Source organism: Anaerotignum sp. (assembly GCF_031981185.1).
GTDB lineage: Bacteria > Bacillota > Clostridia > Lachnospirales > Anaerotignaceae > Chakrabartyella.
Genome location: NZ_DALYUL010000014.1, coordinates 17,437 through 31,618, shown reverse-complemented (window position 1 = coordinate 31,618; position 14,182 = coordinate 17,437). Strand labels below are relative to the sequence as shown.

Here is a 14,182-nt window from a genome sequence, read left to right as displayed (position 1 = left end):
ATGTTGTTTCTCCAGATGAGAAAATAACAATTTATGAAGCAGGTGTTGAGAAGGAAACTGCTTCCGTTCACACCACTTTTGCAGATATTAATTCCATTACTGTAGGTTCTGATAATGAAAATTCCGAACTGTATCTCCAGCCATATCTGTTCACTAGAGACAAAGAGGGAAAATGGAAACTGAATGATGGATTAGATGAGTATGACTTGAATATTATTTCAAAAGAAAATCTTACTGCACAGCTGGATTTACAAAAGAAAGAAGGTGAGCAACGCGCAGCTGCTGCAGCAATGGAGGCGGCACTAGAACAAAAATTAGAAGATGCAAATTCTCTGGGGCAATATTATTATGAGTATGGAATTTATATTTCCAGCTATGAGTTTCTCTATACATCTCCGTCCTTTGGTAGCGATTCTGTAGGCACATTTAATTTGTCTGCGAATCATGAAGTGTATGACTATTTAGTGACAGATAGCGGAGAGCTTTGGCTACAGGTTTGGGCCGAAAGCTATGACTATGGTGATGGCTATTTTTGGGTAAATGCTTCTGTATAATGAGTCGACTTACTGAACGATAATTTTCCACAATTGTAGCGAAAGATTTTTTGTAATGTAGTTTTTGTTTCAAACTTTTTAAACTAAAAAAAGGATAGTTACTGAAGGGCAGAGCTGATTTAATAGGTTCTGCCCTTACTTGAATGATGCATGGATTTTTAATATGTCAGTTTAAAAGCAAATTATGTATTTTAAATAAATTCATGAAAGGGTTATGTAGAGAAAAAATGAAATTAGGTATATAATGGTAAATATTGAAAGAGGTTGTGTTGCTGTAAATGGTATCTGTGTGGAAAAAAAGAACAGTAGGTCATAATTTAAACGAAATGAATAAAAAACAAACGTGATAGACACAATGTGTCGTTCTTATAACTTATAATAAAAATGCAATAGGGGAGGTGTCTATGGGCGAAATTAAAAATGACAAGATTGAGCGAGTTCTTGCAATCTATACAAAACTCATAAACGGGTATTTGATAAATAAGGCTGAGGAAGCCAAAAATTTTGGTGTGAATGAGCGGAGCATCCAAAGGGACATTGATGAAATTAGAAACTTTTTGGAGCTGGATGCGGAGAATACTGGAAGTATTAATTCTGTGATTTATGACCGTTACGATAAAGGTTATCGATTAGAACAAATTTACAGACTGAAACTTACGAATAGTGAAGTTTTGGCGCTGTCCAAAATTCTATTAGATAGTCGAGCATTTACCAAAAAAGAAATGACTGATATGCTGGATAAGCTTATTTCCAGTTGTGTGCCAAAAAGTAATCAAAAATTGATTACAGATTTAATCAGCAATGAAGCGTTTCACTATGTTGAGCCGCGGCATAAGACACAGTTTTTAGATACCATGTGGAATGTTGGACAGGCTATTAGAAATTGTCAGTACATAGAAATTGATTACTATAGATTGAAAGATAAAGCTACTGTAAAAAGAAAAGTTAAGCCAGTGGCTATCATGTTTTCAGAATACTATTTTTATCTAACGGCTTTTATTGACGATGAAGATGCAAAAAAGGATTTTGATGTAATTAATGATTCGTTTCCTACTATTTATCGCATGGATAGGATCAAAAAACTAAAAGTTCTAGATGAGAAATTTCATATTCCTTATAGCAGTCGATTTGAGGAAGGTGAATTCAGAAAACGAATTCAGTTTATGTATGGAGGTAAATTGCAAAAAGTGAAGTTCAAATATTCTGGAAACGATATTGATGCTGTGCTTGATAAATTGCCAACTGCGCAAGTGCTGTCAGAAGAAAATGGGATTTACATTGTTACGGCAGAGGTGTTTGGACAAGGCATCAATATGTGGCTGAACAGCCAAAAAGATAATATTACACTTTTGTGAAAATGGAGGAATAAAAATGGCAAAGGCAATTAAATTTAATCTTATCTGTGATGATATGCCGATTCGCACAATTGAGGATTTGCAGAATAATTTTTCTGTTGAAGATGTTCTTGCGTATTACAACAACAAATTGCTTCATAGATGGTTGGAAGTTAGAGGATATGCGGAAGAATTAGCAAAGGTGTCTGCAATTACTGTAGAAAAACCCATTGAAATCGTTAAAGAGCTTATCAAAATTTTCAGTGTAGTCTGCGATGATAAAAAGATTGAAGAAAGTGTTTATATGTTGGAATACCTGGAGGAAAGGAAGGAACTTTGTTCAATTTATGAGAAACAGAGTTATAGGGCTCAAAGTATTATAGATGATTACGAAACGGGATATAGACAGCTAGTAGAAGGAATTCTTGAGAACCCTAATGATGTTGCCAAGATCAAGGCTAATATTGCGGAGATGGTGATGAAATATAAATGGGTGTTAGATTTAAACCACAGAGCACTTTTTTGGACATTAAAGGAAAAATCCGCATTAGCAGTTATGTGTCTGTTAATGAATGAAAAGTCGAGAGAGTACTATGTTCCGATTGAAAGTAAGAAAGAAGACGGTGTAGTAACTATTGATATTGATACGAATGTAGAAAAGAGAAATATGTTCAATAGTATTAGTGTTATCATTAAAAAATCGGATTTTTCAACAAAATTAGGGGATAATCTGATTACGTTCGCGGGTATTACTGATGGATACTGGAAAGACCTTGAGCCTAAAGGGAAAAAATTTATGATCATAAGTATGGGAACAGGTGATTTTGTTCGTTCGGCAGGCGTATCTGGGGGAGATTTAGCAAGTACGGATGTTACAAATAAATTTGTCATTGTTGATGGGATTGATTATAAAAGTAATTCTTCAACGCGCGAGTTATTGTATATGGAGGTGTAGGCATGAAGAGGAGTACAGTCAATATTTTAGCTTCTTACATAGATGCACTGCATCCTATTATTTACATTAACCATTTTGATTTTAAGGTGATTGACGATGCAATAGCTCGTGTAGGAGAAGCTGTTAAATGCGTAGAATTTAATAATGCGTTAGGCTTAATTGACTTCAAAACAAAAAGCCCTATGCAGGAGTGTAATTTGGAGCAATTTCTAAAACTTACGATGGATGATGGCTTTGAGCGGGAAACCTTCCTTGTGTTAAAGGATGTTCATGGTGAATTGAACAACTCGAAGATTATTTCATTATTAAAGAAAATTGCAGAAAATAATTTGTACAATGATAATTATAATGCTACCATTTTTATTCTTTCGGAAATAACAATCATTCCTCGTGAATTGGAAAATTATATTACTGTTTTTGATATCCCGTTACCAACTACCAGTGAAATATTAGCAATTATCAATGATTTTATCTCTGATATGGATATTGTTGTTGAGCAGGATACAATCAATGATATTGCTTTGTCTTTTAAAGGGTTGAATGAGTTTCAAATAAAGCAGATTTTGAACTTGGCATATCAGGATGGAGGATGTATAGACAAAGAGGATAAATTGCTTATTTTGAAAGAGAAAGAACAGTTTATCAAGAAGTCTGGAATGCTTGAAATTGTGAATTTCACAGAAACAATTGATGATATTGGTGGTTTGGAAAACCTAAAAGAGTGGCTGGCACGCAAAGCAAGAGTTTTTGCGAATTTAGATAAGGCACTTAAATTTGGGGTGGATGTTCCAAAAGGAATTATGATTATTGGTATGCCCGGATGTGGTAAAAGTCTGACAGCAAAAGCTACGGCAAGTTTATTTGAAATCCCATTAGTACGACTTGATGTTGGACGGCTTCTTGGAAAATATGTGGGTGAATCAGAAGAAAACATGAGAAAGGCTTTAAAATTGTCAGAAGCAATTAGTCCTTGTGTTTTGTGGATTGATGAGATTGAAAAAGCATTTGCTGGAGTTGGCGGTGATGGCGGTGGAAATGATGTTACTACCAGATTGTTTGGCCAATTCCTAACATGGATGCAGGAAAAAGAAAACACGGTATTTATCGTTGCAACGGCGAACGATATTTCTAAGATGCCGCCAGAATTTTTGAGAAAGGGAAGATTTGATGAGTTGTTCTTTGTTGATCTTCCAAATGGTGAAGAACGTAGAAAAATTTTGGACATTCATCTGAAAAAGCGTAAAAAATGGAACAAGGAAATCGATTCCATTGCACTTATTAAAGAAACGGATGGGTTTAATGGTGCAGACTTGGAAGCTGTTGTGAAAGATACAATAGAGATGGCTTTTATTGATGGAAAAGAATCAATTTCAACAGAAGATTTATTGAAATCAGTAAAGGATACAAAATCAATTTCCAGCACATTGAAGGATAAGATTAAGGAAATAAAATCTACGATTGATAAAATTGATATTAAACCTGCAAGTAAAGAGGATACGATTAAGGAAGTCCCAAAAGAGGATACGATTAAGGAAGTCCCAAAAGATGATGCAATTAAAGAAGTGCCAAAAGAGGATAACATTGAAGAGGTAGTGAAAAAAGATGATATTAAAGAAGAGCTAGAAGATAATGATCACTGGGGTATTTGGGAAGTAATGGGGGCTATCAAAAATGGACGATAAAGATGAATTATTACTTTTAGACCAAGACGCATCTCCTATTATAATTGAAGAAGAGTGCCAAAATGCAAAACCAATAATTAAAGATTTTATGGAGTACTATGTTAAAAATAAGGACAAGCCAGTTGAAGAATGGTTAAGTCAGAAAATGCAAGAGCAACTTCCGGATAGAAAGCCGGAAGAAATTCAGGCGATGACAAACGAAATAATAACAACCATTGAGGTTGATGAAGCAAATAAAATTTCTTTGGCAAAGGCAATTGAGAATGGAAGAAGCAAGGAAAGCTGGTTTGCATCAGAAACGCAAAAAGCAACATCGGCAATGTCTGCACAGGAGGCTGCAACATATCTGACTGGATTGGATAATGCGCTTCAAACAGCAAACGAGTCATTATATCGTACAATTACAACTCAAGCTGGTGCTGTAAGCCAAAATCCCAGATTAGATGGCTTTATTGCAGAACAGTATCACGCACAGACATTCAACTTAAATGCGGAAGCAACAGGAAGTCGGTATCGTGCTAAGGTTTTAGAGCCTAACGGAAATGGTTATGCTAAAAACTCTGTAGATATTGTCATCGTTGATGGCAACGGAAAAGTAGTAAAGAGATATCAATCTAAATATTGCAAAGATGCAAAAGCAACGGAACAGGCATTTGAATATGGTGATTATAGAGGACAGCAGAAACTTGTTGCGGAAGGTCAGCAAGCTGATATTCAGAAAAAATCGACAACAGTCATAGAAGCGCCTGATGGGACTACGAGTAATCCACTTTCAAAATCCACTGCAGAGCAGATGAGAGATGAGGCTCAGGGTGGCAAGTGGAATGAACTGAACTGGAATGAGTATAAAACAAAAGACCTTGCCATTGGAATCGGAAAACAAGCTGGTTATGCAGCACTTCAAGGGGCGGCCATTGGTGTTGGCTTTGATGTTGCACAGAAGTTATGGAATGGCGAAGACATTAAAGGCGAAGAAGTTATTGAAACTGCCCTTGTGAGTGGTGCCGACTTTGGTGTGAAGGCGGCTGCGGCTGGAGCAATAAAAGTTGGTATTGAGAAAGAAATTATTACAGTTATTCCGAAAGGTACACCTGCTGGTACAATTGCAAATATTGCATTTGTCGCCATTGAAGATGCGAAGGTTATTGGAAAGATGGCTGCAGGAGAGCTTACATTTAAGGAAGGTATCGAAAAGATTGAACAAACAACGGTTGCAACAGCGGCAGGCTTGGTTACTATGGGAGAAGGTGCCACTATAGGAGCAACAGTTGGCGCAGTTTTTGGACCAGTTGGTGCAGCTGTCGGTGGGTTTGTTGGTGGTACTGTTGGATATATGGCAGGTTCTAAAGTTGGAGAAACCGTTGTAAAAGGTGCACAGAAACTTCGTGAGGGTGCTGTGAAAGTTGCAAAAACAGTAGTTTCGGAAGTCAAGAATGTTTGTAGTACAGTTGCAAGTGGAGTCAGTAATTTTTGCGGCGGTTTTGCAAGTTTTTTTGGTTTTTAAGATGCATTAATATACCTGGTGGCATAATGTCGCTAGGTATATTCTCTTTAATGAGGTATGCTTTTTAATCTAGTAAAAAATATCAATACGCAATAGTATTTCAGGAGGCGATCAAAATGAAGAAATATCCAGTTGTAACATTGTGTGGTAGTACAAGATTCAAAGAAGCATTTGAGCATGTCCAAAAAGACCTGACGCTGAGAGGAAATATTGTCATTTCAGTAGGGATATTTGGTCATTTGGGTGATGATGAGGTTGGGGAAGGTATGGGAAATGCAACAAAAACTCACAGCTTGCCCTTTACAAGAAATTGCACCAAGTGGCCATTGAATTGAACAAGGCATGGTATAAGGCGTTTGCTGGAACATACTCGGATGATTTGATTGCGCTCATTGCTCTCTTAGGTTTCATGAATCATTTTAAATCGGTGGAAGATATAAAAAAAGATCTTGATATGCAAGGTGAGTATTTCAACGCTTATTGTTGTGAACATCTTGCTGAGCATTTTGAACAGATGAGAAACGGCAGACAGATACCAGCGTTGCCAATTGATGCTGTTACAGTTCTGACTTATCTAATGGTTTTGCAATAAATCGTCGAGGAGCAAAGGTTTACTTTGACATTGACAGGCAACCTTTGCTTGAAATAAAAAACGGACACCAAACCTTGTATTATCAGTAGGCTTAAGTAAAGAAATGATTCCAATAGTTACGATTGTAGAAAAAGACGAAGTGAAATGCTATCGAATTCCGAGAGAGTTATCTGAATGGGCGATGACTTTAGTTGGTTTAGCAAATATGGGTGAGAACGTGTTCCCATCGAAAGTTGTGTTTTCCAGAACCAATGCTGGGTATTTTGCAGATATTTTGTAACGATTGAATGTTAGCTTTGATTTGTTACCAGTAAAGCAACAACTAAACTTATATCTAAGTGTTATTAAAAGAGTATTGTGTTTATCGTTATGTTTAGCAAGTGCTATTTTTTGTTAGTGCTAAGTTTAGCAATTATACAAAACTCTATTTACGGTAGGTTCGTACTATTTTGCGAAGTTTATGAAAGCGTTTAATAGCTTTATCGTATTACTACTTTAAGGAAGTGTGAAAATTTTGAATGTTAATATGAATGTTGCACAAATCATGGATTCCATTCAGGAATGCTTGCTTGTTAAGACAGGTATGTATTTAAATTACGAAGAGATAAAAAATATACTTAAGAATTTTCAAGACGATTTATCCGTGTTTTTACTCGAAAATGCAGAAACAAATTTTTACCGATTTAGGCCTGAAGAAATAGAATATGTAATAAATAGTATTCGTGAAAGCTTAGGTGAGTTATTGGATACAAATCCTTATCCAATGATATCATTATTAAAAGAACATCCTGAATATCAAGAAGAAATGTTGCTAGCGTCTCAATATTCGATTTCGTGTATGGATTGGCATCGAAAAAAATATGGTGTCGAGAAACCATTAGGTGAAGAATTTATAAATAAATTAATGCAAGATTCTCGAATTTCAAGAAGAGTAGCTGACTTGTTCATGTTAACAATGTTTCAAAGTCTTGATAGAAGCTTTTCTTATTCATGTTCGACAAAGTGCTGGGATGGAGTTGTAGCATTGTCAGACTTATTTAATAGTGAAGTTTTGCCTACGCTACCAGACGTTTATTTTGACCAAAGATATATTGATTACCTTTCAAACAACACTGATGATTTATTTAAAATTCACTGGAGACAATTTGAGGCATTAAACGCTGAGTTTTTTTCAAGAAATGGTTTTGACGTAAAATTGGGACCTGGTCGAAAAGATGGAGGAATTGATGTTTTTGCAACTCACAAGGAAACAAATTACTCAATAATAATTCAGTGCAAGCGATATTCAAAAGGCAATTTAGTTGAGGTAAATGCAGTAAAAGCATTGTGCTTTGATGTCATAGATAAAGGTGCCGATATGGCATTATTATCAACAACCTCACATATATGCCCAGATGGAAAAGATATTACAACACGCAACTATCCGATTTCCGCGGTTGAACACGAGAATATTATTGAATGGGTAAAATCAATGAGAAGTGAAACGATATAGAAACTATGGATACATGGTAACTAAGAGCATGTGCGAAAAGGGGATTCAAAGTAGAACAGTAGGGAACTGCAAGGCGATGACGGGTTCTGCCCACGATCTTCTAATTACGGCATATTTGCTTTTACGTAGCTATGTCGAGTTTGACGGACGCCATATTTGTATCAGCTAGCTGATGTCCACGTATTTTGGCGGTTTGACAGAGTTTATGTGAGGATACACCTCAAGATCGAAGCAGCGCAGAAGGGAATTGGTAGGCTTAAATGGACAAATTAAAAATTGATTTACATAATTGCTTTGGAATCCAAGAAATGCATCATGAATTTGATTTTCACGGCGACAGTGTAATAGCCATATATGCAAGAAATGGATTGATGAAAACTTCATTTACTAAAGTATTTCAAAAAATACAGGCTAACAAAACAGAGGATATTTGTGACACTATATTTGGAGACGCTGGAAGTGTGTCGGTTAAAATTGATGAAAGAGATATAGTAAGCGATGATGTGTTTGTTATTAAATCTTTTGAAAGTTCCTATGAATCTGATATTACATCTCTTCTGGTGAAAAATACGATCAAAGAGCGATTAAGTGACGTTCTTAAAGCTCGTGATAAATTACTGAAAGTCCTTGATAAATCATCTGGATTGAAGGTGAAGAAGACAACAGGCGGGAAAAAAACTTATGAGCTTGAAACGGCAATCATTGAGGATTTTGGATTTTCTGAGGCAAGTATTTTATTGAATCTGGATGCACTTAAAGCAGATCAAAGAGCATTATATTGCGGAGATGTCTCTTATTCAATTATTTTTGATGCAACTGTGCTAAAAAAAGTAAAATCGCATGAGTTTCAAGCACAAATTCAAGCTTTTATTGCAAGTACTGACCGTGTTTATGATTCATTTTGCTATTTGGAAAAAGGGCAGCTTACGTTGCCTAAACTAAAAGATATCCGCAAATCACTTGAAAAAGATTGCTTCTTTGTGCGCAAAAATCAGTTGGTATTGGCAGGTGCGGATATTGTCAGCGATGCGAATGCACTCGAAAATAAAATTCTTGAAATTGAGGAAGCTATCCGTCAGGTGCCAGAATTACAAGCAATTGAAAGCTTACTAAGTGATGCAAAAGGAATGTCATTTAAAGATGTAATTGAAACACACCGTGGAAGCAGGCACTTGATATTTTTAATAAGCGTTTTACAGTACCTTATTCTATGAATATTTCTAATCTGAAAGGTGCTATTATTGGTGAAAGTATTCCCATAATAGAGTTTTTATTCAAAAAGGGAGAGAGAACTGTAAGTATTGATCGTGCAAAATTGGATGAATTGGATACATTAAGTCAGGGTGAAAAGAGAGCCTTATATTTGTTGAATATCATCTTTGATATAGAACAAATTAGGATGACTGGTAGAAAAAAGTTGATAATCGTTGATGATATTGCAGATTCATTCGATTATAAGAATAAATATGCTATTGTCGAGTACCTCTACGAGTTAGCGCAGGAAAATCAATTCTTTCTTATGATTCTTTCTCACAATTTTGACTTTTATCGAACGGTATCAAGTCGATTAAATTTGAAGCGAACGAATAAACTGACAGCCAATACTGATGGAACAATTATTACGATTGCGCAGGAACATTATCAGAACCAACCATTTGAACAGTGGAAGCAAGATCTAAACACAAAGAATATACTCGCTCAAATTCCTTTTGTAAGGAATCTTGTTGAGTTTGGGCAGGATCGGAATATTTCCCAAACAGGTAACGACTTTTTGTTCCTAACTACCCTACTTCATGAAAAATCAAATTCACATTTAATTACTTTTGGACAAATACTTCCGTTACTGCATTTCAGGCCGAAGTACAGTTGGTATCTCCTGTGTTAGAATCACTGTACGTTGTTTGTGACGCAATAACCGCTGCAGATACACTACTCGAAAATAAAATTGTCCTTGCTATGGCAATACGACATAAAGCTGAAGAATACATGCTACAACAAATCAATCAATGCCGAGGACAAATTTCATGGAGAGACGGACGCCAAACTCATTCTGGAACAAGTTCTGATTTTTTAACAGCAGTCGCCAGCATGACCAATCAGACCAGAGAATTGCTGAATGGATATAAGCAATTCGGAGAGCCTAATTCAATTGTTGTTCTTAATGAAGTTAGTATTATGACACCAGAGAATATTCACTTAAACTCATTTATGTACGAGCCGCTTTTGGATATGGATATCGTCGAGCTTATAGATTTGTATAACAGTACAAAAAGTCTATAAGAGAAAATAGGATGATAAACAACTGAGCTTCGTATAATGAGTAGTGAATTATCCGAGCAAAGGCTCAAAAAAAGCAACAGAGTATTTACTCAGTTGCCTTTGGTTGGATAATTCCATAGCGCGAAACCGCGATGGGATACATATGCTATGGGAAAAGTATTCTTTATTCCCTTCAAAAAAACATAGAATGAGCACACTTTTAAGCAGTATATGAGGTGTTTTCTTGTAAAACCATACCATTTTCTGTTAAAATAAGTGTAGCAAAGCTAGCCTGTCCCTGAAACAGGCTTTGAAGGCAATCGGTAAGCATTGCCTGACTTATGCAGTTATGACTACCGGCGGAGAAAGTCTGGTTCTGAGCAAACCGGAGTATCCTCAGTGTGGACACTGAGATGGTTTTCTGCCGAGGATTTTTTGGATAAGTTGTTCGGCAGAAAGCTTTTCTTTGGGGGTAAGACTAGTTCTGGTTTGAATTTTACATATTCTCAGTTTCTTTTGTTTGCCTCGGCTGGAGAGAAATCCATAATGTCTTATCTTCATAAAACTTTGTGGTAAAATATGCATAAGAAAGCGTCTTATAAACTCGTCAACATTCAGTACCATCTCTTTCGAACGACTGTTGTCACGTTAATCCCTCCATTTAAAGGTAACCGTGTCGTTTTCTAATTTGAGAATGCGATTGTTGGAAATCGCTACCCGGTGAGTATAGCGGCCAAGATATTCAACAACACAAGGGGCATCTTTAAACGGTGGCTTACAATAAACAACCCATTCTTTTTGGTAGCATAGATCTAATAGGTTTTGTTCTATTTCAGGTATTTGAAGCTTTAACAACGCTAGAAATTTTCCGCAAAATTTACGAGAAAGAACCCGTACGGGAAGAAAAAACTTTTTACGTGAAGGTTGCCATTTACCTAAAGTGGTTAATCCACCGGAAGGAATAATACAATGTATGTGTGGATGAAAGCAAAGATTCTGACCCCAAGTGTGTAGTATTGCTGTAAGCCCAATAGATGCGCCTAAATATTTTTTGTCACGGGATAGCTCTTGCAGCGTTTTTGTAACACACCGAAACATCAGATTGTAGCAAGCACGCTGATTATTGTAGATTAGCCCGTTCAGTTCTTGTGGAACAGTAAACACAACATGAAAATAACCGATATTTAGTAAATCTGCTTTCCGTGCATCAATCCAACGTTCCTTGGAAAGGGTTTGACATTTCGGACAATGTCGGTTGCGACAGGAATTGTAGGATGAACGTTCATAGTTACAGGATGGACATTTATCCATATGCCCGCCAAGTCGAGCGGTTCTACAATTCTGAATTGCATTCATAGCTTTATGTTGTACAATAGACATTTTATGTTTTCTGCGATAATTTTCTCCGTGCTGCAAAAAAATATCTTGTACCTCAGGCATTGGACTTCACCTTTGACTTGCGGCCTCGCTTTTTGGGTAGGGTGTCTAATGGGCTTTGAACCAACTGATTGGTATTGCTTAAAGCAGGTAAAATGATGTTGTTTGGATAAAGGTATGCCCTAATAATTCTTTGATGCAGCATACTTCTACGCTGGATTCCAATAGGTGTGTAGCGAAGCAATGCCGTAATGTATGAACAGTAAATGTATTGGGAAGATTGGCATTTTTACAGTGCCTATGGAATGCGTCTTGAATTGCCCTTGTGGTCATGACGTTGTTCTTTCTTCCTCTTGAATAAAAATAGATATCCATCTGGATGGCTGGGACGATAGAGTTTCCAATACTCTCGTAGAAGCTCAAGATTTCGTTGAGAAAGGATTGTGTAACGCTCTTTTCTACCTTTTCCATGAGAGACAAAGATGCGCATCTGCTCACTATCTATATCTTGAACACGTAGCCGAGCTACCTCTGATATGCGTAATCCTGCACCGTATACAGTTTCAAAGATTGCTTTGTCTCGAAGATTATTAATGGTAGAAAAGAACCGTACGATTTCACTTTTGCTCATAATAGATGGCAAAGGACGGTATTGTCGACGTCTGGGAATGAGCTGATAATTGAGGTTTCGTCCTAATACAGCACCAAAAATAAAACGCAAGGCACTATTGTAGATGTTTACTGTCCCTGATGATTTACCTAAATCCAGTTGGTAGAGAAGAAACTCACGGATCTCGTTTTCACCCATTGTCTCGATTGGACGGTTGTCGAAGTATCTGAGAAATAAAGTTAGTTTCCCCAGGTATTCTTCAACGGTGTGTGGCGATAGCCCTCTTAGTTTGATTTCTTCATAAGCCCGTACATAAACTTCTTCATTAGTCATAGAATCATCTCCTTTAAAGTAATGATTCCATTGTATCTGAAAAAAGAAAAAACTGCCGTGTTTCAGCAGTTTTAACAGGGTAATATGTGGTTTTGGAAATAGCCACCGCGCTAGCGGTTTAGTGCTATGTTTACAAAGAGCAACTGGATTGAGAGGTATGCAGTTTGTTTTATTCGTTATATTAAGGAGTTATGGATTAATGGAAAAGATTAATTGGAAAAGATTAAACTTAGCATTTTGGATAGAGATTATTTTATCATATATTTTTCCTTTTAAGGTTGTTAATAACTTTGAATATAAGATTGGTTGGCCTATACAATTTATTTCGGTAAATGATTCGAAGCCTGTACTAAATCCGCTTATGTCAATGAGTCTTAATCCGTTAGGATTATTGCTAAACGGAGTTATCATATATTGGGTTATTTCAGTTGCAGTAAAAGCATACAACAAACTCAAATACCACGGCAACATCCAAGACAAGTGAGGAAAACCACATGAATACTGGGGTTGTGGCGATGACATGTTGGCATAGGCTGTCTAGGAAACGAAAGGCTTAAATATGGCATTATGAAAATTATGATTGACGGTTCAAGCAGTTCACCTAGTTGTGCTGTAAGCATTCCGTACTGCCATGATAATGGAACAGGAATTTTATCTATGTTGCCAGAAGAAGTTGAAGAAGTGGCATTGGTGATTCATAAAGCAGGACTGCAGGCGGCAGCACACTGCATAGGCGATAGAGCTGCTGAAATCTGGATTACTGCAATTGAAAAGGCGCAAAAGGCATTTCCAAGAGAAGACTCTAGGCACCGTATTGAGCATTGTGGAATGGCTAATTCTGATCAAATTAAGAGAATTAAAGATTTAGGTATGATACCAACGCCAAATACAAGATTTTTATACCTTAATGGTGAAAGGTACTTTAAGTTCTTTGGCGAAAGAGCAAATAGCCTATTTCCTTGTAAAAGTTGGGTAGATGCTGGGGTAAAGGCTGCAATTGGTACCGATGGTCCAATTGTTAGCAGCAATCCTTTGCTCGGGTTGTCTTCAGCTATTGATAGAAGAACAAGTGTGGGTAATCCTATTGGTCCGGAACAGAATATTACTATTCTTGAAGCAATTCGTATGTATACATATAATGGTGCATATGCCACTTTCGAGGAAGATATAAAGGGAAGTATTGAAGTTGGTAAACTGGCAGACCTTGCTGTTTTTAATGGAGACATATTAGAATCAACTGCTTCTGAGCTTGAAAAAATAGACTGCTTACTTACTATGGTAGATGGGGAAGTAGTTTATCATAAGTAACTATTGAAGAAATTTTAAAATTGAATTTATGAAACAACAAATAAAAAAGCTTTTTGTGACAAATTTTATTGTCATAGAAAGCTTTTAAGAGTGTGTGAAGAAAAGTCTGTAAATACTAATCTTCTATGATAAGAACTGGTCTGAGAGCTTAGGAATAAGCCTTCAGACCTTGTTTTATATAT

At 36.5% G+C, this 14,182-nt stretch carries 16 protein-coding genes and 2 pseudogenes; 15 read left to right on the top strand and 3 right to left on the bottom strand.

Features of this window, described 5'->3' with window-relative positions:
- The 13 genes from RTK36_RS09360 to RTK36_RS09300 all read left to right on the top strand — a co-directional run.
- On the top strand, positions 1-554 hold a 554-nt coding region (locus RTK36_RS09360), incomplete at its 5' end, for a hypothetical protein (RefSeq protein WP_312046479.1).
- 404 nt (positions 555-958) lie between these two features.
- Positions 959-1,909: a helix-turn-helix transcriptional regulator gene (locus tag RTK36_RS09355; protein ID WP_312046477.1), complete on the top strand. Its 951-nt coding sequence runs from the start codon at positions 959-961 to the stop codon at positions 1,907-1,909.
- 16 nt (positions 1,910-1,925) lie between these two features.
- Entirely contained in the window at positions 1,926-2,843 is a 918-nt protein-coding gene (locus RTK36_RS09350; RefSeq protein ID WP_312046474.1) for a hypothetical protein, read from the top strand.
- Positions 2,844-2,845: 2 nt separating this feature from the next.
- Positions 2,846-4,525, top strand: a complete 1,680-nt coding sequence (locus tag RTK36_RS09345; RefSeq protein ID WP_312046472.1) for an AAA family ATPase — start codon at positions 2,846-2,848, stop codon at positions 4,523-4,525.
- Positions 4,515-6,029, top strand: coding sequence for a hypothetical protein (locus RTK36_RS09340; RefSeq protein ID WP_312046470.1), 1,515 nt, complete (start codon positions 4,515-4,517; stop codon positions 6,027-6,029). The genes RTK36_RS09345 and RTK36_RS09340 overlap by 11 nt, the downstream gene beginning before the upstream one ends.
- A gap of 116 nt (positions 6,030-6,145) precedes the next feature.
- Complete coding sequence (locus tag RTK36_RS09335) at positions 6,146-6,364, top strand: hypothetical protein (RefSeq protein ID WP_312046469.1); 219 nt, start codon at positions 6,146-6,148, stop codon at positions 6,362-6,364.
- A complete protein-coding gene (locus tag RTK36_RS09330; protein ID WP_312046468.1) occupies positions 6,361-6,621 on the top strand; it encodes a hypothetical protein in 261 nt (86 codons plus the stop codon). The genes RTK36_RS09335 and RTK36_RS09330 overlap by 4 nt, the downstream gene beginning before the upstream one ends.
- 103 nt (positions 6,622-6,724) lie before the next feature.
- The gene (locus RTK36_RS09325) at positions 6,725-6,901 is read left to right on the top strand and encodes a hypothetical protein (RefSeq protein ID WP_312046467.1); all 177 of its coding nucleotides are present in this window, start codon (positions 6,725-6,727) and stop codon (positions 6,899-6,901) included.
- Between the two features lie 234 nt (positions 6,902-7,135).
- Positions 7,136-8,113 carry a restriction endonuclease gene (locus RTK36_RS09320; protein ID WP_312046466.1) on the top strand — a complete coding sequence of 326 codons (978 nt, stop codon included), beginning with the start codon at positions 7,136-7,138 and terminating at the stop codon, positions 8,111-8,113.
- Entirely contained in the window at positions 8,100-8,282 is a 183-nt protein-coding gene (locus RTK36_RS09315) for a hypothetical protein (RefSeq protein ID WP_312046465.1), read from the top strand. The genes RTK36_RS09320 and RTK36_RS09315 overlap by 14 nt, the downstream gene beginning before the upstream one ends.
- Before the next feature lie 91 nt (positions 8,283-8,373).
- Positions 8,374-9,327: a hypothetical protein gene (locus tag RTK36_RS09310; RefSeq protein ID WP_312046464.1), complete on the top strand. Its 954-nt coding sequence runs from the start codon at positions 8,374-8,376 to the stop codon at positions 9,325-9,327.
- On the top strand, positions 9,324-9,998 hold the full coding sequence (locus RTK36_RS09305) for a hypothetical protein (protein ID WP_312046463.1): 675 nt from the start codon (positions 9,324-9,326) through the stop codon (positions 9,996-9,998). Before RTK36_RS09310 ends, RTK36_RS09305 begins: the two co-directional genes overlap by 4 nt.
- Entirely contained in the window at positions 9,992-10,393 is a 402-nt protein-coding gene (locus tag RTK36_RS09300) for a hypothetical protein (protein WP_312046462.1), read from the top strand. The genes RTK36_RS09305 and RTK36_RS09300 overlap by 7 nt, the downstream gene beginning before the upstream one ends.
- Before the next feature lie 375 nt (positions 10,394-10,768).
- On the opposite strand, the pseudogene RTK36_RS09295 reads toward RTK36_RS09300, so the two are convergent.
- The 3 genes and pseudogenes from RTK36_RS09295 to RTK36_RS09290 all read right to left on the bottom strand — a co-directional run.
- A pseudogene (locus RTK36_RS09295) lies at positions 10,769-11,812 on the bottom strand (IS91 family transposase).
- A 78-nt stretch (positions 11,813-11,890) separates the two neighbouring features.
- On the bottom strand, positions 11,891-12,220 hold the full coding sequence (locus RTK36_RS16705) for a tyrosine-type recombinase/integrase (protein WP_442871343.1): 330 nt from the start codon (positions 12,218-12,220) through the stop codon (positions 11,891-11,893).
- Positions 12,221-12,236: 16 nt separating this feature from the next.
- Positions 12,237-12,692: pseudogene (locus RTK36_RS09290) on the bottom strand (tyrosine-type recombinase/integrase); the annotation flags it as partial.
- Between the two features lie 199 nt (positions 12,693-12,891).
- Between RTK36_RS09290 and RTK36_RS09285 the strand changes: the two are divergent.
- Together RTK36_RS09285 and RTK36_RS09280 are read left to right on the top strand one after the other, a co-directional pair.
- Positions 12,892-13,176 carry a hypothetical protein gene (locus RTK36_RS09285; RefSeq protein WP_312046458.1) on the top strand — a complete coding sequence of 95 codons (285 nt, stop codon included), beginning with the start codon at positions 12,892-12,894 and terminating at the stop codon, positions 13,174-13,176.
- Positions 13,177-13,220: 44 nt separating this feature from the next.
- A complete protein-coding gene (locus RTK36_RS09280) occupies positions 13,221-14,000 on the top strand; it encodes an amidohydrolase (RefSeq protein ID WP_312046583.1) in 780 nt (259 codons plus the stop codon).
- Positions 14,001-14,182: the final 182 nt, after the last annotated feature.

Coding starts and splice junctions, on each gene's coding strand:
- RTK36_RS09355 (WP_312046477.1), top strand. CDS start 959: ATGGGCGAAATTAAAAATGACAAGATTGAGCGAGTTCTTGCAATCTAT.
- RTK36_RS09350 (WP_312046474.1), top strand. CDS start 1,926: ATGGCAAAGGCAATTAAATTTAATCTTATCTGTGATGATATGCCGATT.
- RTK36_RS09345 (WP_312046472.1), top strand. CDS start 2,846: ATGAAGAGGAGTACAGTCAATATTTTAGCTTCTTACATAGATGCACTG.
- RTK36_RS09340 (WP_312046470.1), top strand. CDS start 4,515: ATGGACGATAAAGATGAATTATTACTTTTAGACCAAGACGCATCTCCT.
- RTK36_RS09335 (WP_312046469.1), top strand. CDS start 6,146: ATGAAGAAATATCCAGTTGTAACATTGTGTGGTAGTACAAGATTCAAA.
- RTK36_RS09325 (WP_312046467.1), top strand. CDS start 6,725: ATGATTCCAATAGTTACGATTGTAGAAAAAGACGAAGTGAAATGCTAT.
- RTK36_RS09310 (WP_312046464.1), top strand. CDS start 8,374: ATGGACAAATTAAAAATTGATTTACATAATTGCTTTGGAATCCAAGAA.
- RTK36_RS09305 (WP_312046463.1), top strand. CDS start 9,324: ATGAATATTTCTAATCTGAAAGGTGCTATTATTGGTGAAAGTATTCCC.
- RTK36_RS16705 (WP_442871343.1), bottom strand. CDS start 12,220: ATGGAAAAGGTAGAAAAGAGCGTTACACAATCCTTTCTCAACGAAATC.
- RTK36_RS09285 (WP_312046458.1), top strand. CDS start 12,892: ATGGAAAAGATTAATTGGAAAAGATTAAACTTAGCATTTTGGATAGAG.